The 21476-nt window shown below is 69.1% G+C and carries 15 protein-coding genes; 6 read left to right on the forward strand and 9 right to left on the reverse strand.

The window, feature by feature from the left end; all coding sequences use genetic code 11:
• Positions 1-35: 35 nt before the first annotated feature.
• Entirely contained in the window at positions 36-1445 is a 1410-nt protein-coding gene (gene argH / locus HWX09_RS29440) for an argininosuccinate lyase (protein ID WP_027785130.1), read from the reverse strand.
• A 104-nt stretch (positions 1446-1549) separates the two neighbouring features.
• Positions 1550-2359 (reverse strand): helix-turn-helix transcriptional regulator, encoded by an 810-nt coding sequence (locus tag HWX09_RS29445; RefSeq protein ID WP_027785129.1) that lies wholly within the window; start codon positions 2357-2359, stop codon positions 1550-1552.
• A gap of 215 nt (positions 2360-2574) precedes the next feature.
• On the opposite strand from HWX09_RS29445, the gene HWX09_RS29450 reads away from it, so the two are divergent.
• Positions 2575-3327, forward strand: a complete 753-nt coding sequence (locus HWX09_RS29450; protein WP_027785128.1) for a class I SAM-dependent methyltransferase — start codon at positions 2575-2577, stop codon at positions 3325-3327.
• A gap of 124 nt (positions 3328-3451) precedes the next feature.
• On the opposite strand, the gene ppc is transcribed toward HWX09_RS29450, so the two are convergent.
• The gene (gene ppc, locus HWX09_RS29455) at positions 3452-6481 is read right to left on the reverse strand and encodes a phosphoenolpyruvate carboxylase (RefSeq protein WP_027785127.1); all 3030 of its coding nucleotides are present in this window, start codon (positions 6479-6481) and stop codon (positions 3452-3454) included.
• A gap of 207 nt (positions 6482-6688) precedes the next feature.
• Between ppc and hemC the strand changes: the two genes are divergently transcribed.
• From hemC to HWX09_RS29470, 3 genes are read left to right on the forward strand one after another with little or no spacing between them, the layout of a single operon-like run.
• Positions 6689-7693, forward strand: a complete 1005-nt coding sequence (gene hemC / locus HWX09_RS29460; protein WP_027785126.1) for a hydroxymethylbilane synthase — start codon at positions 6689-6691, stop codon at positions 7691-7693.
• Positions 7693-9663, forward strand: coding sequence for a fused uroporphyrinogen-III synthase HemD/membrane protein HemX (gene hemDX / locus HWX09_RS29465; RefSeq protein WP_027785125.1), 1971 nt, complete (start codon positions 7693-7695; stop codon positions 9661-9663). Before hemC ends, hemDX begins: the two co-directional genes overlap by 1 nt.
• Positions 9664-9665: 2 nt before the next feature.
• Complete coding sequence (locus HWX09_RS29470; RefSeq protein ID WP_027785124.1) at positions 9666-10853, forward strand: heme biosynthesis protein HemY; 1188 nt, start codon at positions 9666-9668, stop codon at positions 10851-10853.
• A 250-nt stretch (positions 10854-11103) separates the two neighbouring features.
• Here the strand turns inward: HWX09_RS29470 and HWX09_RS29475 are convergent, their stop codons facing one another.
• From HWX09_RS29475 to HWX09_RS29485, 3 genes are all read right to left on the reverse strand, one after another.
• On the reverse strand, positions 11104-12408 hold the full coding sequence (locus HWX09_RS29475; RefSeq protein ID WP_027785123.1) for an MFS transporter: 1305 nt from the start codon (positions 12406-12408) through the stop codon (positions 11104-11106).
• 148 nt (positions 12409-12556) lie between these two features.
• Positions 12557-13315: an SDR family oxidoreductase gene (locus tag HWX09_RS29480; protein ID WP_027785122.1), complete on the reverse strand. Its 759-nt coding sequence runs from the start codon at positions 13313-13315 to the stop codon at positions 12557-12559.
• 92 nt (positions 13316-13407) lie between these two features.
• A complete protein-coding gene (locus tag HWX09_RS29485) occupies positions 13408-14847 on the reverse strand; it encodes an aldehyde dehydrogenase family protein (RefSeq protein WP_027785121.1) in 1440 nt (479 codons plus the stop codon).
• Between the two features lie 391 nt (positions 14848-15238).
• Between HWX09_RS29485 and ppa the strand changes: the two genes are divergently transcribed.
• Positions 15239-15766 carry an inorganic diphosphatase gene (gene ppa, locus HWX09_RS29490; protein WP_027785120.1) on the forward strand — a complete coding sequence of 176 codons (528 nt, stop codon included), beginning with the start codon at positions 15239-15241 and terminating at the stop codon, positions 15764-15766.
• Between the two features lie 54 nt (positions 15767-15820).
• Here the strand turns inward: ppa and HWX09_RS29495 are convergent, their stop codons facing one another.
• Positions 15821-16675, reverse strand: coding sequence for a GIY-YIG nuclease family protein (locus tag HWX09_RS29495; RefSeq protein WP_027785119.1), 855 nt, complete (start codon positions 16673-16675; stop codon positions 15821-15823).
• Positions 16676-16724: 49 nt separating this feature from the next.
• Complete coding sequence (locus HWX09_RS29500) at positions 16725-17759, reverse strand: AraC family transcriptional regulator (RefSeq protein ID WP_027785118.1); 1035 nt, start codon at positions 17757-17759, stop codon at positions 16725-16727.
• Positions 17760-17910: 151 nt separating this feature from the next.
• Here HWX09_RS29500 and HWX09_RS29505 point away from each other — a divergent pair, with 151 nt between their 5' ends.
• Positions 17911-20157: a glycoside hydrolase family 3 C-terminal domain-containing protein gene (locus tag HWX09_RS29505; RefSeq protein ID WP_027785117.1), complete on the forward strand. Its 2247-nt coding sequence runs from the start codon at positions 17911-17913 to the stop codon at positions 20155-20157.
• Positions 20158-20228: 71 nt separating this feature from the next.
• Here HWX09_RS29505 and HWX09_RS29510 read toward each other — a convergent pair whose 3' ends face one another.
• Positions 20229-21407, reverse strand: a complete 1179-nt coding sequence (locus HWX09_RS29510) for a GNAT family N-acetyltransferase (RefSeq protein ID WP_027785116.1) — start codon at positions 21405-21407, stop codon at positions 20229-20231.
• Between the last annotated feature and the right edge of the window lie 69 nt (positions 21408-21476).

Genomic DNA, 21476 nt, shown 5'->3' on the forward strand with positions numbered 1-21476 from the left:
CGGACGCCGAAGGCGTCCGTCCGGGACTGCAGGCGTTACTTGCCCAGCGCGGCGCGGGCAGCCTTGACGGCCTCACGCACCTGGTCGGGCGCGGTGCCGCCCGGATGGTTGCGGCTCGCGACCGACCCTTCGAGCGTCAGGTAGCCGAACACGTCGTCGCCGATCAGGTGCGCGACGTTCGGCAGTTCCTGCTTCATCTCGTCGAGCGTCAGGTCGGCGAGGTCGATGCCGCGGTCGTCGCAGATCTTCACCGCGTGCGCGACGGCTTCGTGCGCGTCGCGGAACGGCAGGCCGCGCTTCACGAGGTAGTCGGCGAGATCGGTGGCGGTCGAGAAGCCCTGCAGCGCGGCCGCGCGCATCGCGTCCGGCTTCACGGTGATGCCGGCGACCATCTCGGCGAAGATCCGCAGCGTGTCGGCGACGGTGTCGACCGTGTCGAACAGCGGTTCCTTGTCTTCCTGGTTGTCCTTGTTGTACGCGAGCGGCTGACCCTTCATCAGCGTGAGGAGCGCCATCAGGTGGCCGTTCACGCGGCCGGTCTTGCCGCGCGCGAGCTCGGGCACGTCCGGGTTCTTCTTCTGCGGCATGATCGAACTGCCGGTGCAGAAGCGGTCGGCGATGTCGATGAAGCCGACGCGCGGGCTCATCCACAGCACGAGCTCTTCGGAGAAGCGCGACACGTGCGTCATCACGAGCGCGGACGCCGCGGTGAATTCGATCGCGAAGTCGCGATCGGACACCGCGTCGAGCGAGTTCGCGCAGATGCCGTCGAAGCCGAGCGTCTTCGCGACCGCGTGACGGTCGATCGGGTAGCTCGTGCCCGCGAGCGCGGCCGCGCCGAGCGGCAGGCGGTTCACGCGGGTGCGGCAGTCGCGCATGCGTTCCGCGTCGCGCGTGAACATCTCGACGTACGCGAGCAGGTGGTGGCCGAACGTGACCGGCTGCGCGACCTGCAGGTGCGTGAAGCCCGGCATGATCGTGTCGGCGTTCTGTTCCGCGAGGTCGATCAGCGCGCCGCGCAGGTCGTTCAGCAGGCCGCCGATGCGGTCGATCTCGCCGCGCAGCCACAGGCGGATGTCGGTCGCGACCTGATCGTTGCGCGAGCGGCCCGTGTGCAGGCGCTTGCCGGCATCGCCGATCAGCGCGGTCAGGCGCGCCTCGATGTTCAGGTGGACGTCTTCCAGGTCGAGCTGCCATTCGAATTCGCCGCGCTCGATCTCGCCCTTGATCTGCGCCATCCCGCGTTCGATCGCGGCCAGGTCGTCGGCGCTGATGATCTTCTGCGCGGCGAGCATGTTCGCGTGCGCGAGCGAGCCGGCGATGTCGACGAGCGCGAGGCGCTTGTCGAAAAACACCGACGACGTGTAGCGCTTGACCAGCTCCGACATCGGTTCCGAGAAGCGGGCCGACCAGGCCTCGCCCTTTTTGTGCAGTTGGGACGTCATGGCGATTCTTCGAAGGGGTGTTGGGCGGCGTGCGCCGCCGAGGGAATCCCGCGATTCTAACATTCGCGGGCCGGCCCGCCCGCCTTTGCGGGCGCGGCCGATGCTCAGTCGCGCACCAGCACGACGAGCTTCAGATCTTCCCGATGCGCGGGCTTCAGCGTGATCTGCTGGTACACGAGGCGGCCGTCGGCCGGGTGGTCGAATTCGCGCAGCCCGCCTTCGCGCTCGAACACGTCCTGGGATGCCCAGTACTGCGCGAACGCGTCGCTGCCGGCCGTCAGCGCGTCGATCAGCGCGCGCGTCGGCGCATCGGTCAGGTGGCGGATCGCATCGGCGCGGAATTCGGCCGCGAGCCGCCGCGCGCGGGTTTCCCAGTCGACGATCAGCGTGCGGGCGGCCGGCGACATGAACGTGAAGCGCAGCAGGTTGCGGTCGTGCTCGCCGTCGAGCCAGCCGGAAAAGAGCGCGGCGGCCGGCGCATTCCACGCGAGCGCGTTCCATTGGCGGTCGAGCACGTAGGCGGGCGTCGCGATCGCCGCGACGGTCGCGGCGAGCGTCGGCGGCAGGTCGCCGCCCGCGACGTCGGGCTCGGCCGGGTCGCGCTGCGCGGCCAGCTCGAACAGGTACGCGCGCTCGGCCTTCGACAGTTGCAGCGCGACGGCGATCCGGGCCAGCGCGTCGGCCGAGGCCGATACGGGCCGGCCCTGTTCGATCCACGTGTACCAGGTCGGGCTGACGCCGCACAGTTGCGCGACTTCCTCGCGCCGCAGCCCCGGCGTGCGGCGGCGCGGGCCGGGCGGCAGGCCGACGGCCTGCGGCGACAGTCGCTCGCGATGGGCGCGGATGAATTCGCCGAGCGCGCGAGCGGGCGAGGCGTCGAGCGGCGGGACGGGGGCGGAGGACGGCTGGTTCATGCGGAAACGGCGAAGTGGATACGAAGACGCGGCAACGATCAGACGGGTGGATCGAATACCAGAATAACTGCTTAACTTGTACTGGTACACATGCGGGCCTATTGTAGCGGCTCGCGCGTCGGCAGGGCAGCGCGCGTCCCACAAAACGTTGCACGGGGCCGGATCGCGCGCTCAAGCGTGGGTTTGACCGACTGCATCACGGAAAGGAGCGAACGATGAAACACCACGACCAGGTCGCCGACGCATTCGGCACGACGGCCGCCGCCTATCTGACGAGCACGGTTCATGCGACGGGCGCCGACCTGCAGACGCTCGCCGACGCGGTGCGTGCGACGCCCGATGCGGCGGTGCTCGACCTCGGTTGCGGCGCCGGCCACGCGAGTTTCGCGGTCGCGCCGCACGTGCGCGACGTGGTCGCGTACGATCTCGCCGCCCCGATGCTCGCGACCGTCGACGCGGCCGCACGCGAGCGCGGGCTCGCGAACATCCGCACGCGGCAGGGCCCCGCCGAGCGGCTGCCGTTCGACGCCGCGACGTTCGACTGGGTCGTGAGCCGGATGAGCGCGCACCACTGGCACGACATGCGCGCGGCTCTCGCCGAGGTGCGCCGCGTGCTGAAGCCGGGTGGGCGCGTGCTGATGATCGACATCGCCGGCAACGACCATCCGCTCCTCGATACGTACCTGCAGGCCGCGGAAGTGCTGCGCGACGCGTCGCACGTGCGCGACTACCGCGCGGACGAATGGCTCGCGATGTTCCGCGCAGCCGGCTTCGACGCGCAGGTGCACAGCCGCTGGCGGCTGCCGATCGATTTCGACACGTGGGTCGCGCGCATCCGCACGCCGGCCGACAGCGTCGCCGGCATTCGCGCGCTGTGGGCGCATGCGCCGGACGAGGTGCGCGGCTATTACGCGGTGCAGCCCGACGGTTCGTTCGAGCACGATGCGTTGCTGATCGACGCGCACTGAGCGTGCGGCGCGCGCTGCGCCGGTTGCGGCCGCATGAAAAAAGCCGCGATACGCATGGGCGCGTATCGCGGCTTTCGTTATCCCGGCCGGCGCCGAACAGGCCCGGCGCCCGCGCGGCCCGCGGTCAGCCGGTGTTGCGCAGGCCGGCCGCGATCCCGTTGATCGTCAGGTGAATCCCGCGGCGCAGCCGCGCGTTCGTGTCGCCCGCGCGGTGACGCTTGATCAGCTCGACCTGCAGGTGATTCAGCGGATCGAGATACGGGAAGCGGTTCTTGATCGAGCGCGCGAGCAGCGGGTTGGTCGCGAGGCGGCCTTCGTGCCCGGTGATTTCAGCGAGCGCCTGCGACGTGCGCTCCCATTCCGCGACGATCCGCTCGAACACGTGCTTGCGCAGCTTGCGGTCGGGCACGAGTTGCGCATAGCGCGACGCGACCGCGAGATCGGTCTTCGCGAGCACCATGTCCATGTTCGACAGCAGGTTCGCGAAGAACGGCCAGGTCTTGTTCATCTTCTTCAGCAGCGTGACGCGTTTCGCGCGTTCGGCGTCGTCGGACGCGCCGTCGAGATACGCGCTCACCGCGCTGCCGAAGCCGTACCAGCCGGTCAGCAGCAATCGGCACTGACCCCACGAGAAGCCCCACGGAATCGCGCGCAGGTCCTCGATCTTGCGCTGCTTCGGATCCTGCAGCTTGCGCGACGCCGGGCGGCTGCCGATGTTCAGCTCGGCGATCTCGGTGATCGGCGTCGACGCGAAGAAGTAGTCGGTGAAGCCCGGGGTTTCGTAGACGAGCGCGCGATACGCGGCCATCGCCGAGTCCGACAGCGTCTGCATCGCGCCTTCGAACGCGGGCAACTGCGCCGGTGCGTTCGACTGCGGCAGCAGCGACGCCTCGAGCGTCGCGGCGACGACCGTCTCGAGGTTGCGCCGGCCGATCGACGGGTTCGAGAACTTGCTCGCGATCACCTCGCCCTGTTCGGTCAGGCGGATCTGGCCGTTCACGGTGCCCGGCGGCTGCGACAGGATCGCCTGGTAGGTCGGGCCGCCCCCGCGGCCGACCGTGCCGCCGCGGCCATGGAACAGTCGCAGCGTGATCTTGCGCTCGCGGAACAGGTCGACGAGCGCGAGTTCCGCGCGATACAGCTCCCAGTTCGACGTGAGGAAGCCGCCGTCCTTGTTGCTGTCGGAGTAGCCGAGCATCACTTCCTGTTCGGCGCCCTGGTGCGCGATCAAAGCGTCGATGCCCGGCAACGCGAAGTATTCGCGCATGATGCGCGACGCGTCGCGCAGGTCGGGGATCGTCTCGAACAGCGGAATTACCATCAGGCTGTTGCGCGCGTTGCTGCCCTGCACGCCGAGCGTGCCTTCGAGCAGACCCGTCTCCTTCTGCAGCAGCAATACTTCGACGAGGTCGCTGACGGTTTCCGTGTGCGAAATGATGTAGTTGCGCACCGCACGCGCACCGAATTGCGCGCGGACCTCGCGCGCCTTCTCGAACACGCCGAGCTCGCTTTGCGCGAGCGCCGAGTATTCGAGGTACGGCGAACGCAGCGGGCGCGGATCGGCGAGCGCGGCGAGCAGCACGCGCAGCTTGTCTTCCTCGGCGAGCGCCGCATAGTCGGCCTCGACGCCCGCGCGCGCGAACAGCTCGGCGACCACCGCCTCGTGGATGTCGGAACTCTGGCGCAGGTCGATGCTCGCCAGATGGAAGCCGAACACTTCGGCCGCGCGCACGAGCGGCGCGAGGCGCGGCGCGGCGAGCGACGTGCCGTGGTGTTCGTCGAGCGACGCGGTCAGCACCTTCAGATCGGCGACGAACGCTTCGGAATCCTCGTACGGAATCGCGCGCACCGGCGGCGCGCCGCGGCCCGCGCTGCGCACGGGTACCGTGCCTTCGCCGACGCGCACGCGCGCGCTCGCGGCGAGCCGCGTGTAGATGCCGATCAGCGCGCGGCGATACGGTTCGTCGACGCGGTGCGGCGACTGGTCGGGCGATGCTGCCGCGAGCGCCTTCACCGCATCGTTCGCGCCGACCAGCAGGTTCGACACCGACAGCTCGGCGCCGAGCTTGTGCACCTGTTCCAGATAGTGTTCGAGAATCACCGCGGCCTGGCGGTTGATCGCCTCGTCGAGCGTCGGCGCGGTCACGTTCGGGTTGCCGTCGCGATCGCCGCCGATCCAGCTGCCCATCTGGAAGAACGCGGGCACGCGGGCCGACAGGCCGTGCTCGGCGAGCGCGGCCTCGATGTCGCCGTACAGCGCGGGAAGCTCGTCGAGGAACGTCGCGCGGTAGTACGACAGCGCGTTCTCGATTTCGTCGCCGACCGTCAGGCGCGAGTCGCGCAGCATGCGCGTCTGCCACAGCGCGGTCACGCGCGCGCGCAGCATCGCTTCGTTGTACTGGCGCTCGCGCGCGGTCAGTTCCTGATCGCGCTCGGCGAGCAGGCGCGCGATGTCGTGCTGCGCGTCGAGGATGCTCTTGCGCTGCACTTCGGTCGGGTGCGCGGTCAGCACCGGCACGATCAGCGCATCGTCGAAGAAGCGTTGCAGCAGGCGCTTCGACGCGTTGCCGGTGGTTTTCAGCTGGTCGAGCGCGTACGCGACCGTGCCGGGCTGCGGCGCGGAGCCCGCCAGCGCGTGGATGCGGCGGCGGCGGTTGTGGTGGCGGTCTTCCGCGATGTTCGCGAGGTGCGAGAAGTAGCTGAACGCGCGCACGACGCTCACCGTCTGCTCCGGCGTCAGCTTGCGCAGCTTCTTCTCGAGCGTCTGCGCGGCTTCGCTGTCGTCCTCGCGGCGGAACTTGACCGCGGTCTGACGGATCGCCTCGACCACGTCGAATACGGTATCGCCTTCCTGTTCGCGCACGACGTCGCCGAGCAGGCGGCCGAGGAAGCGGATGTCCTCGAACAGCGGGCGGTCCTTGTCGTCGCGCGTGCGGGTGCCGGCCTTCGGCGCGACGGCCTGGCGGGCGGCGGGGCCGGCGGCCTGCATCGCGCGTTTTGTCTGACGTATCGGGTCTTTCGGTTTCGTTGCCGTGGGTTTCTTTGCCGTTTTCGCACGGCCGTTCGCGGCGGTGGCGAGCGTGCCCGTGGGGGCGTCGGGGGAGGGCAAGGCAGCATTGCGGCGCGCCGTACGCGCCGATCCGGAAGACTTCACGATGGGTTTCCTTGGGAAAGCTCGAGTCAAAAGGAACTGCGGAAACTGCGGGAACTGCGGTCAAGCAACCAGCTACGTGCGACACATCCGCACAACGGCGCCGCGACCCGCACGGAAGCAGGCCGGGCGCAGGCTCCGGGCTCGGGCGGCCGGGGCGTGCGTGCTACCATTGTTCGGTCTTCAATCCCGTCCTTCGATGTTCCAGCAATGAATTCCGAGACCCCCGCGGCCGGGCCGCAACAGGCACGGCCGCCCGCGACGTTGACGATTGCTTCGCGCGAGAGCCGTCTGGCGATGTGGCAAGCCGAACATGTGCGTGATGCGCTGCGCAAATTATATCCAGCTTGTGACGTGAAAATCCTCGGGATGACGACGCGCGGCGATCAGATTCTCGATCGCACGCTGTCGAAGGTCGGCGGCAAGGGCCTGTTCGTGAAGGAACTGGAGAGCGCGCTGGCCGACGGCCGCGCCGATCTCGCGGTGCATTCGCTGAAGGACGTGCCGATGGCGCTGCCCGACGGCTTTTCGCTCGCCGCGATCATGGAGCGCGAGGATCCGCGCGATGCATTCGTGTCGAACGACTACGCGTCGCTCGACGCGCTGCCGGCCGGCGCCGTCGTCGGCACGTCGAGCCTGCGTCGCGAAGCGATGCTGCGTTCGCGTTATCCGCAGCTCGAGGTCCTGCCGCTGCGCGGCAACCTCGACACGCGTCTCGCGAAACTCGACCGCGGCGACTACGTGGCGATCATCCTTGCGGCGGCGGGCCTGAAACGCCTCGGCCTCGAAGCGCGGATCCGCGCGCTGCTCGACGTCGAGGCCAGCCCGCCCGCGGCCGGCCAGGGCGCGCTCGGCATCGAGATCGCCGCGCACCGCGGCGACATCGCCGCGTGGCTCGCGCCGCTGCATGACCGGCAGACCGCGCTCGCGGTCGAGGCCGAGCGGATGGTGTCGCGCGCGCTCGGCGGCAGTTGCGAGGTGCCGCTCGCCGCGCACGCGGTGTGGCGTGCGGGCGAGCTGTACCTGACGGGCCGGGTGTCGACCACCGACGGCAAGCGCGTGCTGACGGCCGAGGCGTGCGGTGCGGCCATGACCGTCGCCGATGCGCTCGCGCTCGGCCGCGCGGTGTCCGACGACCTCGAGGCGCAAGGCGCGCTCGACATCGTCCACGCGCTGCTCGCGAGCTCGCAGGCCGCGGGCAAGGGCGACGCCTGATGGCGGGCGGCGCGCGCGCGTTCACCGCTGTCCTGACGCGTCCGGACGGCCAGTCCGACGCGCTTGCGTCGCAACTGGCCGATGCCGGTTGCGACGTGCTCGAATTCCCGCTGATCGACATCGCGCCGGTCGACGATCCGGCGCCGCTCGACGCCGCGTTCGCCGCGCTGGCCGACTACGCGCTGGTGATTTTCGTGTCGCCGAACGCGATCGACCGTGCGCTCGCGCGGTACGGTGCGATCTGGCCGAACGCGCTGCCCGTCGGCGTGGTCGGGCCCGGCAGCGTCGCGGCGCTGGAGCGTCACGGCATCGCGGCGCCCGCGCATCGCGTGATCGCACCGCAGGCGCCGGCCGACGGCGGCGTGCCCCATTACGATTCGGAAAGCCTGTTCGCGAGCATCGAGGCCGCGTTCGGCGACGCGCAGGCGCTGGCGGGCAAGCGCGTGCTGATCGTGCGCGGCGACGGCGGGCGCGAATGGCTCGCCGAGCGCCTGCGCGAGGCCGGCGCGGACGTCACGCTCGTTGCCGCCTACCGGCGCGTCGTGCCGGAGCCGCGCGTCGGCGCGTGGGAGCGCGTGCACGTGCTGCTCGACGGCCAGCCGCACGCATGGCTGGTCACGAGTTCGGAAGGTGTGCGCAACCTGCACGAGCTCGCGCAGGCCCATCTGAACGACGCCGAGATCGACGCGCTGAAGCATGCGCCGCTCGTGACGCCGCACCCTCGGATCGAGCAGACCGCGCGCGCATTGGGTTTTGATAGGATTACGCTGACCGGCGCGGGCGATGAGCGCATCGTCCGCGCGTTTCGAACGATGGCCGACGAGGCCGTCCAACCGGCGACAGCCGCACCGGTGACTAAACGCATGACAGATACCAACGATTCCAAAAGCGTCGCTTCCCAGCCGGCCGCTGCATCTGCGCCGCCGTCCAGCCCCCCTTATCTCGCACCCGAGCCGCGTGCGCGCCGCGGCGGCAGCGCGGTGCTGTGGTTCGTCGTCGTCGTGCTCGGCTGCGCGGCGGGTGTCGGCGGCTACGCGCTGAACCGCAAGATCGATCGGCTCGACGGCTCGTTCGTCGCGCGCCAGAAGGCGCTCGACGCGCAAGCGGCCGAAACGCGGATGAAGACCGAGCAGGCGCTCGCCGGCACGCACCAGGTCGACACGCAGCTCGCGCAGCTCGACGGCAAGCTCGCCGATGCGCAGAGCGCGCAGCAGGCGCTGCAGCAGCAATACCAGGACCTGTCGCGCAACCGCGATGCGTGGATGCTCGAGGAAGTCGACCAGATGCTGTCGAGCGCGAGCCAGCAGCTTCAACTGACCGGCAACACGCAGCTCGCGCTGATCGCGCTGCAGAACGCCGACGCGCGTCTCGCGACGTCGCAGAGCGCGCAGGCCGTCACGGTGCGCAAGGCGCTCGCGCAGGACATCGAGAAACTGAAGGCCGCGCCGGCAGCCGATCTCACCGGCCTCGCGATCAAGCTCGACGACGCGATCGGCAAGATCGACGCGCTGCCGCTGTCGGGCGAGGCGATCGTGCCGCACGCGGCGCCGAAGGCCGCGCCGGCCGACGCCGCATCGTCGGTCGTCGCCGGCGAGCCGCGCTGGAAGGTGTGGTGGCACGACTTCTCGGCCGGTCTCGGCCAGCAATTGAAGGGCCTCGTGCAGGTGCGCCGGATCGACAACGCGGACGCGATGCTCGCGTCGCCCGACCAGGGCTACTTCGTGCGCGAGAACGTGAAGCTGCGCCTGCTCACCGCGCGGCTGTCGCTGCTCGCGCGCAACGACAGTGCGATGAAGGCCGACCTGCACGCCGCCCAGGCGTCGCTCGGCAAGTATTTCGATCAGGCGTCGAAGGACACGCAGACCGTCGAGGATCTGCTCAAGCAGGTTGACGGCGCATCGCTGACGGTCGCGGTGCCGAACCTGAACACGAGCCTGAACGCCGTTCAGCAGTTCAAGAGCCGGGGGTAACGATGACGCTTCGAGGAATCGTCTGGCTCGCGGTCCTGTTCGCGATCGCCGCCGCGCTCGCCACCGTCGGCCGTTTCGACGCGGGGCAGGTGCTGCTCGTCTATCCGCCGTACCGGATCGACGTGTCGCTGAACCTGTTCGTGATCGCCATCGTCGTGCTGTTCATCGTCGTGTATGCGCTGCTGCGCATCGTGCGCAACATCTGGCGCATGCCGCAGCGGGTCGCCGCATATCGCGCGCGTTCGCGCAACGAGAAGGCCCAGGCGTCGCTGCGCGATGCGATCGCGAACCTGTACGCGGGCCGCTTCTCGCGTGCTGAAAAGGCTGCGCGCGAAGCGCTGTCGGTCGACGCGAACCTGGGCGCCGCGAGTCTCGTCGCGGCCACCGCCGCGCACCGGATGCACGAGTACACGCGCCGCGACGACTGGCTGTCGAAGGTCGATGCGCCCGAATGGCAGGATGCACGGCTGCTCGCCGCGGCCGACATGCGCGCGGACGCCCGCGATGCCGACGGTGCGCTCGCCGCGCTGGCTGACATGCAGGCCGGCGGCAAGCGCATCCACGCGCAGCAGGTCGCGTTGCGGGCGCAGCAGCAACTGAAGAACTGGGCCGAGGTGCTGAAGCTCGCGAAGGCGCTCGAAAAGCGCGAGGCGCTGCATCCGGCCGCGGCCGTGCGGCTGCGGCAGCAGGCAGCGGAAAACCTGCTGCGCGAACGCCGGCACGACCCGGACGCGCTGCTCGAAGTGTGGCAGTCGCTGTCGCCGGTCGAGCGCCAGTCGCCGCGTCTGGCCGATCTCGCGGCCGAGCTGCTCGTGCCGCTCGAGCGCCGCAACGAAGCGCGCCGCATCGTCGAGGACGCGCTCGCGCACAACTGGGATGCGCGCCTGCTGCGTCGTTATCCGGACACGGCGGGCGCCGATGCGCTGCCGCTGATTCAGAAGGCCGAAGGCTGGAAGAAGGATCATCCGGAAGATGCCGACCTGCTGTTCGCACTCGGCCGCCTCTGCCAGCAGCAGCAGCTGTGGGGCAAGGCGCAGTCGTTCCTCGAATCGGCGCTGAAGCTGGCCGACAACGAGGCGCTGAAGGTGCGTGCGCATCGTGCGCTCGCCCGTCTGTTCGAGCATCTCGGCGAAACCGACAAGGCCGCGAAGCACTACCGCGAAAGCGCGCTCGCGATCACCGTGGTCTGACGCGTGCCGCGGTAAAAGCCCCGAACGCCGATCGGCCTTCGGGGCTTTTTTTCGTCCGGGGCGAGGCAGTCCGGACGCAGGGTGCCGTCATCCGGGCGGCGGAGCACTCGGCCGGTGCGGGTGTTGCCCGTCCGAAGTCGAAAACGCCCCGGCGGCCGGGCAATGCCGGGCGTCGGGGCGTTTCGTGGGCCGGCCGTCGGCCGGCGGGTTCGGCTGTTCGGCGTGCCGGTGCGCTTTTACGCACCCCGCATCACTTGTCGACGAGCCGCTTTGGCACCGACAGCGCAAGCAGCCCGCCGAGCACGAGAAACCCGGCCAGCATGTACATGCCCGAATCGTTGGCGCCCGTCACCTGCTTGAGCCAGCCCATCAGGTACGGGCTCAGGAAGCCGGCGAGGTTGCCGATCGAGTTGATCATCGCGATGCCGGCCGCGGCGGCCGTGCCGCCGAGGAACGCGGTCGGCAGGCTCCAGAACAGCGGCAGCGTCGTCAGGATGCCGATCGTCGCGAGCGTGAGGCCGAGCATCGCGAGTGACGTCTGGTGCGCCCAGATCACCGACAGCACGAGGCCGAGCGCGCCGATTGCGGCCGGAATCGCGAGGTGCCAGCGGCGTTCGCGGTGCTTGTCCGCGCTGCGCGCGATCAGGATCATCGCGACCACCGCGGCCGCATAGGGAATCGCCGACAGCAGGCCGATCATGAACGTGTCGGTCACGCCCGTCGCCTTGATGATCGTCGGCAGCCAGAAGCCGACACCGTAGAGCCCCATCACGAACGAGAAATAGATCAGCGCCATCAGCCACACGCGCGGGCTCGACATCACCGCGCCGAGCGACAGGTCTTCCTTGGTGGCTTCCTCTGCGTCGACGTTGCGCGCGAGCAGCGCCTTTTCCTCATCGGTCAGCCACGTCGCCTTCGCGATCCGCTCGTCGAGCGCGAAGAACACGAGCACGCCGGCGAGCACCGACGGAATGCCTTCGAGCAGGAACAGCCATTGCCAGCCGTGCCAGCCGCTCACGCCGTCGAACGCCTTCAGGATGAAGCCCGAGATCGGGCCGCCGATCACGCCGGACAGCGCGACGGCCGTCATGAAGAACGTCGTCATCCGGCCGCGCCGGTGCGCGGGATACCAGTAGGTGAGGTAAAGGATCACGCCGGGGAAGAAGCCCGCTTCGGCGACGCCGAGCAGGAAGCGCATCACGTAGAACATCGCGGGCGTCGTGACGAACATCGTCAGGATCGAGATCACGCCCCACGTCGCCATGATGCGGGCGATCCACACGCGGGCGCCCACCCGGTGCAGGATGATGTTGCTCGGCACCTCGAACAGGAAATAGCCGAAGAAGAAGATCCCGGCGCCGAGCCCGTACACGGTATCGCTCAGGTTCAGGTCGCTCGCCATCTGCAGCTTCGCGAACCCGACGTTCACGCGGTCGAGATACGCGACCACGTAGCACAGCAGCAGGAGCGGCACGAGCCGCCACGACACCTTGCGGTAGGTTGCTTCCTCGAATGCGCCGGACGAGCCCGGCAGCGACTGCGTCGATGTAGCCATGTTGTCTCCTGTCGATCAAAGTTGGCGCTCGAGCGGTTACCTGGATCCCGTGCGCCACTGTCGTTGTAGTTGGCCGGCTCGGACGCAGCGGCGCGTCCGAGCCGGTTTCGTGCGAAGCAAGACGGAGTAATCGTGCCGCCTGGTACGGCTAGATGCAGCGCCCGCCGTCGACTTCGAGGCAGACGCCGGTGATGAATTCGGCTTCGTCGGACGCAAGGTACAGCGCGGCGTTCGCGATGTCCTGCGGCGTCGAGAAGCGGCCGAGCGGGATCGTCGCGAGGAAGCGGCGGCGATTTTCCGGGGTGTCCTCGCAGCCCATGAACTCGGTCATCAGCGCGGTTTCGCCGAGTACGGGGTTGATGCAGTTCACGCGGATGCGGTCGGCGCCGAGCTCGGCCGCGAGCGACTTGCTCGCGGTGATCATCGCGCCTTTCGTGCTGTTGTACCAGACGAGGCCCGGGCGCGGGCGCACGCCGGCCGTCGACGCGACGTTCACGAACACGCCGCCGCCCTGGGCGCGGAAGTACGGCACGAAGGTCTGCACGCACCAGAACAGGCTCTTCATGTTGACCGCGTACACGCGGTCGAATTCGGCTTCCGTCACGTCGAGCACGGGCTTGTTGCGGTGCGTGGTGCCGGCGTTGTTCACGACGATCTGCACCGAATGGAAATCGTCGAGCGCCGCCTGCAGCAGCGCGCGCCAGTCGTCCTCTTTCGATACGTCGCCGGCCACCGCGATCGCCTTGCCGCCCGCGAGCGCGATCTCGCTCGCGACGCGCTCGGCCGCCGCGCCGTTCAGGTCGTTGACGACGACGTTCGCGCCTTCGCGCGCATACGTCTTCGCGATGCCTTCGCCGAACCCCGAGCCGCCGCCCGTGACGATGGCCGTCTTGCCGCTCAACCGCATGGTGTGTCTCCTGTGCTGGTCATGAGAGTCGTCGTGCGTCGACAGGCGGTCGGGCGCTGCCGGCCGCCTGTCGCGTGCTGCGTGCCGTGCGTTCAGCCGTGCCGGATCGCGATCGTCTTCAGCGCGGTGAAGCCGTAAAGCGCCTCGAAGCCTTTCTCGCGGCCGTGGCCCGAATGGCCGACGCCGCCGAACGGCAACTCGACGCCGCCGCCCGCGCCATAGTTGTTGATGAACACCTGGCCCGCGCGCAGGCGCCGCGCAAGCCGCATCTGGCGTGCGCCGTCGCGCGTCCAGATGCCCGCGACGAGGCCGTACGGCGTGCCGTTCGCGAGCGCGACGGCTTCGTCCTCGTCGACGAAACGCATCGCCGCGAGCACGGGGCCGAATACTTCCTCCTGGGCGAGCCGATGCGACGGCGGTACGTCGCGCAACAGCGCCGGCGCCTGGTAGAAGCCGCTTTCGGGCGCATCCGCGACGACCTGCCCGTGCGCGGCCATCGGAATGCCGTCGTGCTGCGCGTCGGACAGGAAATCCCACACGCGTTGCTGCTGCTTCGCGTTGATCAGCGGGCCGCAGTCGAGATCGGCGCGGCTCGGGCCGACGCGCAGCCCGTTGAACGCGGTGGCGAGGCGCTCGATGAGCGGCTCGTACACCGCGCGCTCGATCAGCACGCGGCTACCGGCCGAGCAGGTCTGCCCGCCGTTCTGCACGATCGCGGACACGAGTACGGGTAGGGCCGCTTCGAGATCGGCATCGGCGAACACGATTTGGGGCGACTTGCCGCCGAGCTCGAGCGTGACCGGCACGTGGTTCTCGGCCGCCATTTGCGTGACCAGCTTGCCGGTGGCCGGCGAACCCGTAAACGAGATGTGGTCGATGCCCGGATGGCGGGCGAGCGCGGCGCCCGCTTCATGGCCGTAGCCGGTGACGATGTTGAGCGCGCCGGCCGGCAGCCCGGCCTCGGCGGCCAGCTCGGCCACGCGCAGCAGGGACAGGCACGCGTCCTCGGCCGGCTTGACCACGCAGGCGTTGCCGGCCGCGAGCGCCGCGCCGACGCTGCGCCCGAAGATCTGCATCGGGTAGTTCCACGGCACGATATGGCCCGTGACGCCGTGCGGCTCGCGCACCGTCAGCACCGTGTAGCCGGCCTGATAGGGGAGGGTTTCGCCGTGCAGCTTGTCGGCGGCGCCCGCGTAGAACTCGAAGTAGCGCGCGAGCGCGGCCGCGTCGGCGCGCGCCTGCTTCAGCGGCTTGCCGGTGTCGCGCGCCTCGATCGCGGCGAGTTCCTCGAGATGGTCGGCCACGCGCGCCGACAGCCGCATCAGCACGCGGCCGCGTTCGGCGGCGCTCGTGGCGCCCCACGGGCCCGCGAACGCGTCGCGGGCCGCGGCGACCGCGCGTTCGATGTCGGGCGCGGTGCCGCGCGCGATCGTCGCGAACGGCTGGCCGTCGGACGGATCGACGACCGCGATGGTTTCCAGTTGCGCGGGCAACGTCCATTCGCCCGCGATGAAGTGCTTCGCCTCTTCCATGCTTGCTCCTGTCGACCCAAGTTAGCGCTTTAGCGCTTACTTGGGTCCCATGCATCGCGGTCGACCCAAGTTGGCGCTTTAGCGCTTGGTTGGGTCCCATGCATCACGGTCGACCCAAGTTGGCGCTTTGGCGCTTGGTTGGGTCCCATGCATCGCGGTCGACCCAAACTGACGCTTTGGCGCTTGCCCGGATCCCGTGCTTCGTAGTCGACGTGCAACGCGGCCGCCGGTTCGACGGCCGGACATCCGGAACGATTATCGCGCCGATCGTCATCCGGACGCCACCGGTCGATTGGCTATAATGGCGCATTCCTTTTTTGGGGGACGCCCGCGGCGGTGCATCGGCCGAGGCGCCCTGTCCCGAATTCCCATCGACCTACAGAGAGTGCTCATGAGCTTCAATCATGTTCCGGCCGGCAAGGACCTGCCGCAAGATTTCAACGTGATCATCGAGATTCCCGCGCAAAGCGATCCGGTGAAGTACGAGGCGGACAAGGAACTGGGCCTTCTCGTCGTCGACCGCTTCATCGGCACGGGCATGCGCTACCCGGTGAACTACGGCTACATCCCGCAGACGCTGTCGGGCGACGGCGATCCGGTCGACGTGCTGGTGATCACGCCGTTCCCGCTGCTGGCCGGCTCGCTCGTGCGTTCGCGCGTGCTCGGCATGCTGCAGATGACGGACGAGTCGGGCGTCGACGCGAAGCTGGTCGCGGTGCCGCACGACAAGATCTGCCCGATGACGGCGAACCTGAAGACGATCGACGACGTGCCCGAGTACCTGAAGGACCAGATCAAGCACTTCTTCGAGCAATACAAGGCGCTCGAGAAGGGCAAGTGGGTGAAGGTCGAAGGCTGGGCCGGCATCGAAGCCGCGCACAAGGAAATTACCGACGGCGCCGCGAACTACAAGAAGTAAGCGGCGTGCCGGCCGACGGCCGGCTCGTACGGAACGCCAACCGCGCGGGTCTCCTCAGGAGGCCGCGCGGTTTTGTTTTGCGCGCACGGTTTTCCGGCGAGCGGGCGGGGAAGCGGGCGGCAGCGGGGCGGCCGGTGCTTTCTTCGCGCGCTTCGCGCGGGGCGGGGCAACGGACGGAGCGATCGCCCCGGCGGCTTTCGTGGCCGCCGGACGGCGGCGGGCCGATGCGGAAGCGGCGTCTTCGCGTACGTTCGCGGCCGCTGTGGCGGCCGGTGCCTTCCTTTTTGGCGACGCGGAGGAGGGCGAGCCGGTTTTCTTTACCGGCGTGCCACGCGACGACGTCTTTTTTGCGGCTGCCGCTGCATCGCCGTCGGTTTTTGTACGTTTCGCGTCCGGCGCGGCTTTATTTGTCTTCGTCGACTTCGACGCTTGTTTGCCCTTCGCAGGCTTTGCCGTCTTTGCAGGCTTCGCGGCCGTTGCGGATCCGGCAAGTTTCCTGGTCTTCGCCTTTTTCCCGGCGGCCTGTTCCGTTGCAGCCGTCTTCGCCGCATCGTCGACGTTCTCTGTCTTCCCCTTCTTCCGCCCACGCGCCATCGCTTTCGTCCCCGCCGTGTCGCCACTTTCGTCGAGCGTGACCGCCACCGGCAACACCGATTCCAGTGTCCGTATGCCGGCTGCCAGCTCGCGCTTTTTCGCGGGCGTGAGCCGCTTCACCCAGTATTCGGCGCGCGACGCGCTCGACCGGTCGGGCAGCGGAAACGACGCGAGCACCGCGCGCGGCTTGCGCGAGCGCGTGTAGCGCGCGCCCTTGCCGGACGCGTGCTCGTCGAAGCGCGCGGCGACATCGGTCGTGATGCCCGTGTAGACGCTGTCGTCGGTGCATTCGATCAGATACAGAAACCAGGACATGGCAGGGCGGCGGGATGCGAAGCCGCCAGTGTCTCAGAAAAAACGGGCGTCAACGCCGCCGGTCGCCGTGCCCGTCGCGAAAGCGGCTGGGCGCCGCGCCGAGTTCGCGCGTGAAGAAGCGCGTGAACGCACTCGTCGAACGGAAGCCGACGCGCACGCCGATCTCGCCGATCGGCAACTGCGTATTGAGCAGCAGGTCGCGCGCCTCGCCGAGCCGCGCCTGCGCGACGAGCGCATGGAAACCGACCGCTTCGCGATGCAGGCGCCGGCGCAGCGTCCAGCGCGACATCGCGAAGCGCGTGCATACGTGCTGCATCAGCGTATCGGTCGGCACGTCGGTGTCGTCGGCGGTGCGCAGCCAGTCGCGCACGCATTGCTCCACCGACGAGCCGAACGTCGAACGTGCGCGCACGCGTTCGCGTGCGGCGTCGGCCGCATGACGCTGGATGGCGGCGAGCGGTGCGTTGTAGCACTCGAACGGCGTGTCGACGTGCGCGGAGCGCAGCACGATGCGGTTGTGCGGGGCATCGAACGACACCGGCGCGCCGAGCATGTCGCGCAGCGCGGCAACGGGCGCGAACGCGCGGCCGGCGAATGCGGCGTCGTCGATGCGCACGTGCGGATCGTACAGGCGCGCGAGCGCCACGAGGATCGCGAGATTCGCGAACGCGCTGCCCGCGTGCCGGCCGTCTCCTTCGTTCACGTACTCGAGCGCGATCGCGTCGCCGTTCTCGTGCGCGAACACCCAGTCGACGTTGCCGATCAGCTCGCGGTAGTGCAGGTAGCCGTGCAGCGCGTCGCGCAGCGTCGCCGCATTGCACGTGATACCCGCGAGTTCGGGAAACGGCACGAGCCACGGCACGACCTGCGGCGGCGGGCGATGCCATGACAGCGGCCAGCCGCTCGTCAGTTGCATCGCGGCCACGTGCCGGTCGCCCGCGATGCGGCGCGTGTCGTCGGCGAGCTCGGCTGGCCCGATGCCGAGCGTCGCGTAAAGCGGTGCGGGATCGATGCCGTTCGCACGCGCGTCTTCGCACAGCCAGCGGTAGATCCGGACGGATACCGATTTCTGTTGCAACTCCATGTCTGTCTCCCTGTCGTCATGCCGTTCGGGTTTGTCCCCGCTGCGAGAGGTCAACGCATGCTCCTGCCGGTCAAGCGTGGTGACCGGTCGATTCTTAGACTTGGACGCTGGAGTGAGGCGACAAGTACAACAGAACGATTCTGGAGGATCAATGAAAACTTCGCTGTTCCGGTGTTCGACGATTGCGTCCGCATGTGCGCTCACGGTGCTGCTTGCGTCGTGCGGCGGCGACGACATCCATGCGCCGGCCGACCCCGACGCGGCCGCCGACCAGCGCGCGGCCGCGCTCGTCGGGCAACTGACGACCGACGAGAAGCTGCAGCTCGTGCATGGCACCGGCATGCCCGCGCTCAGCCTGGGTGGCCCGTTTCCGCCCGACGCGCTGAACGGCGCAAGCTACATCCCGGGCGTGCCCCGGCTCGGCATTCCGGCGGTCAGCAGCGCCGATTCGGCGGGCGGCGTGAACGTGAAGAATGCACGCGTGACCGCGCTGCCCGCGCCGGTCGCACTCGCGGCGACGTGGGACCCGGCGCTCGCGGGCACCTACGGCACGCGCATCGCGCTCGAATTGCGTGCGCTCGGCTTCGCGGAAGGTCTCGGCGGGGGCGTGAACCTCGCGCGCGAGCCGCGCAACGGCCGCACCTTCGAATACATGGGCGAGGACCCGGTGCTCGCGGGCACGCTGAGCGCCGCGCGCACGCAGGCCACGCAGGCGCAGAAGGTGATCGCGACAATCAAGCATTTCGCGTTCAACGACCAGGAAACCAACCGGATGACGGTCGATTCGGTCGTCGACGAGCGGACCATGCGCGAGGCAGAACTGCTCGCGTTCGAGATCGGCGTGAAGGGCGGCCAGCCGGGCAACGTGATGTGCTCGTACAACAAGCTGAACGGGGTGTATGCGTGCGAGAACCCGTATCTGCTGACGACGGTGCTGAAGAACGAGTGGGGTTTCAAGGGCGTCGTGCAGTCCGACTGGGGCGCGACGCACTCGACGGTCGCGGCCGTGCAGGCCGGGCTCGACGAGGAACAGCCGGGCGCGGCCGACGACGGCAACGCGCCGCTCGGCTCGTACTTCAATTCGAAGCTGCGCGCGGCGCTGCAGGCCGGCAGCGTGTCGGTCGCTCGGCTGAACGACATGGTGCAGCGCAAGCTGCGCACGCTGATCCGCATCGGCGTGATGGACGCGCCGCCGAAGCCGGGCGGCGCGATCGACGAAGTCGCCGGCAACGCCGACGCGCTCGCGATCGCACGGCAAGCGGCGGTACTGCTGAAGAACGCGGCCGCGCCGGGCGACACGCAGCCGGTGCTGCCGCTCGCCGCCGGCACGCTCAAGTCGGTCGTCGTGATCGGCGGCCACGCGGACGCGGGCGTGCTGTCGGGCGGCGGCTCGGGTGCGGTGCCGGCGATCGACGGCAACGCGGTGACGTCCTGCCAGCAACCGGCCAATATGCTGTTCGGCGGGTGCGCGACCTGGTACAAGTCCGCGCCGCTCGCGGCGATTCGCGCGAAGGCGCCGAACGCGTCGGTCAGCTATCTCGACGGGACCGACGCGAATGCCGCGGCGAGCGCGGCCGCACAGGCCGATGTCGCGATCGTGTTCGCCACGCAGTGGCAGACGGAAGGGCTCGACCTCGCGAGCCTGTCGCTGCCCGATGCGAAGGCGGACCCGTACAACCAGCAATACGACCAGAACGCGCTGATCGCCGCGGTCGCCGCGAAGGCCAAGCGCGTGATCGTCGTGCTCGAGAACGGCAGCCCGGTGTTGATGCCGTGGCTCGCGAACGTGCATGGCGTGCTGGACGCGTGGTATCCGGGCGCGCAAGGCGGCCAGGCGATCGCCGACCTGCTGTTCGGCGATGCGAATCCGTCGGGCCGGCTGCCGCTGACGTTCCCGAAGCAGGAGGCCGACCTGCCGCAGCCGACGATCGATCCGTCGAACCTGCGGAACGTTTATGCGGAAGGGCTCGCGTACGGCTATCGCTGGTTCGACGCCAAGGCGATCGAGCCGCTGTTCCCGTTCGGCTACGGGCTGTCGTACACGACGTATGCGTTGTCGGCGATGTCCGCGCAGGCTGACGCCGCGGGCAACGTGACGGTCGGCGTGACGGTGACGAATACCGGTGCGCGCGCCGGTACGCATACGGTGCAGATCTACGCGGCGCTGCCCGCGTCGCTCGGCGAGCCGCCGAAGCGGCTCGTCGGCTGGACCAAGGTCGCGCTGCAGCCGGGCGAGGCGCGCACGGTCAGCGTCGCGGTGCCGGCGCAGCGCTTCGCGGTGTGGGATGCGAGCGCGCACGCATGGCGGATCGGCGCGGGCAGCTACGGGCTGTCGGCGGCCGCGTCGTCGCGCGACCCGCAGGCGCTGTCGCAGACGGTGACGCTCGCCGCGCACTGAACCGGCGGCGGCCGTGCGGCATGCGGCGAGCCCATGCATGGCTTCGCCGCATGCCGGTGCGCGGGATGCCGCTAGCCGGCGTCGCGCCGAAAAGGATCGTGCTCGCGCAGTTCGTCGACGTACGCGTGGATATGCTCGGTCTCGCGTTCGAGAAAGCGCGCGACCGCATCGGAAAAAGCCGGATGCGCGAGCCAGTGCGCGGAGTGCGTGACCGTCGGCAGAAAACCGCGCGCGAGCTTGTGCTCGCCCTGCGCGCCGCCCTCGAACGTGTCGAGCCCGGCTTCGATGCAGAATTCGAGCAACTGGTAGTAGGCCGTTTCGAAATGCAGGCAGGGCACGTGCTCGATCGCCCCCCAGTAGCGGCCGTACAGCGTGCCGCCGCCGTGCTCGCCGCGCCGGTAAACGGCGAGCGCGCTCGCGATCGGCCGGCCGTCGGCTTCCGCGATCACGAGCAGCAGGTTCTCGGGCATCGTCGCGCCGATCGTGCGGAAGAAGTCGAGGTTCAGGTACGGGCTCGAATAGTGCTCGCGGTAAGTCTGCCGATAGCAGCGCGAGAAGAAGCGCCAGTCGGCGTCGGTGATCCGATCGCCGGTGAGCCGCCGGAAGGTCACGCCCGCATCGTGCACCTTGCGCCGCTCCGCGCGGATGTTCTTGCGCTTCTTCTGTTCGAGCGTGCCGAGGAAATCGTCGAAGTGGCGGTAGCCGTCGTTGATCCAGTGGAACTGCACGCCTTCGCGCAGCATCATCCCCATCGATTCGAGGAGCCGCGCTTCGTCGCCGGTCGGGAACAGCACGTGCAGTGACGACACGTCGCTCTGCTCGGCGAACGCGAGCAGCGTGGCCGCGAGCCGGCGGCGTGCGTCGTCGTCGGCCGCGAGGAGGCGCGTGCCCTGCACCGGCGTGAACGGCACCGCGCACAGCAGCTTCGGGTAATAGGGCAGGTCGTTGCGCTGGTACGCGTCGGCCCACGCCCAGTCGAACACGTATTCGCCGTACGAATGCTGTTTCGCGTAGACGGGGGCGGCGGCCGCGAGGCGGCCGGTGCGCGCGTCGGTCAGCGTGACGAAGTGCGGCGACCAGCCGGTGTCGTCCACCGCGCAGCGCGCGACGTGCAGTGCGTCGAGGAATTCGTGGCGCAGGAACGGCGTGGGCTGCGCGTCGCGCGCGAGCAGCGCGTTCCATTCGTCGGCCGGCACCTCGGCGGGGGACGACAGGATGCCCGTGCGATAATCGATGCGTTCGTGTTTCAAGCGTGAATCCGTACCGTTGGATGTTGCCGGGTGCGGGCCGCCGTGGCCCGCGCCCGGATCGATTTCGTC

It is taken from the genome of Burkholderia sp. BCC1208 (assembly GCF_902833095.1).
Classification (GTDB): Bacteria; Pseudomonadota; Gammaproteobacteria; order Burkholderiales; family Burkholderiaceae; genus Burkholderia.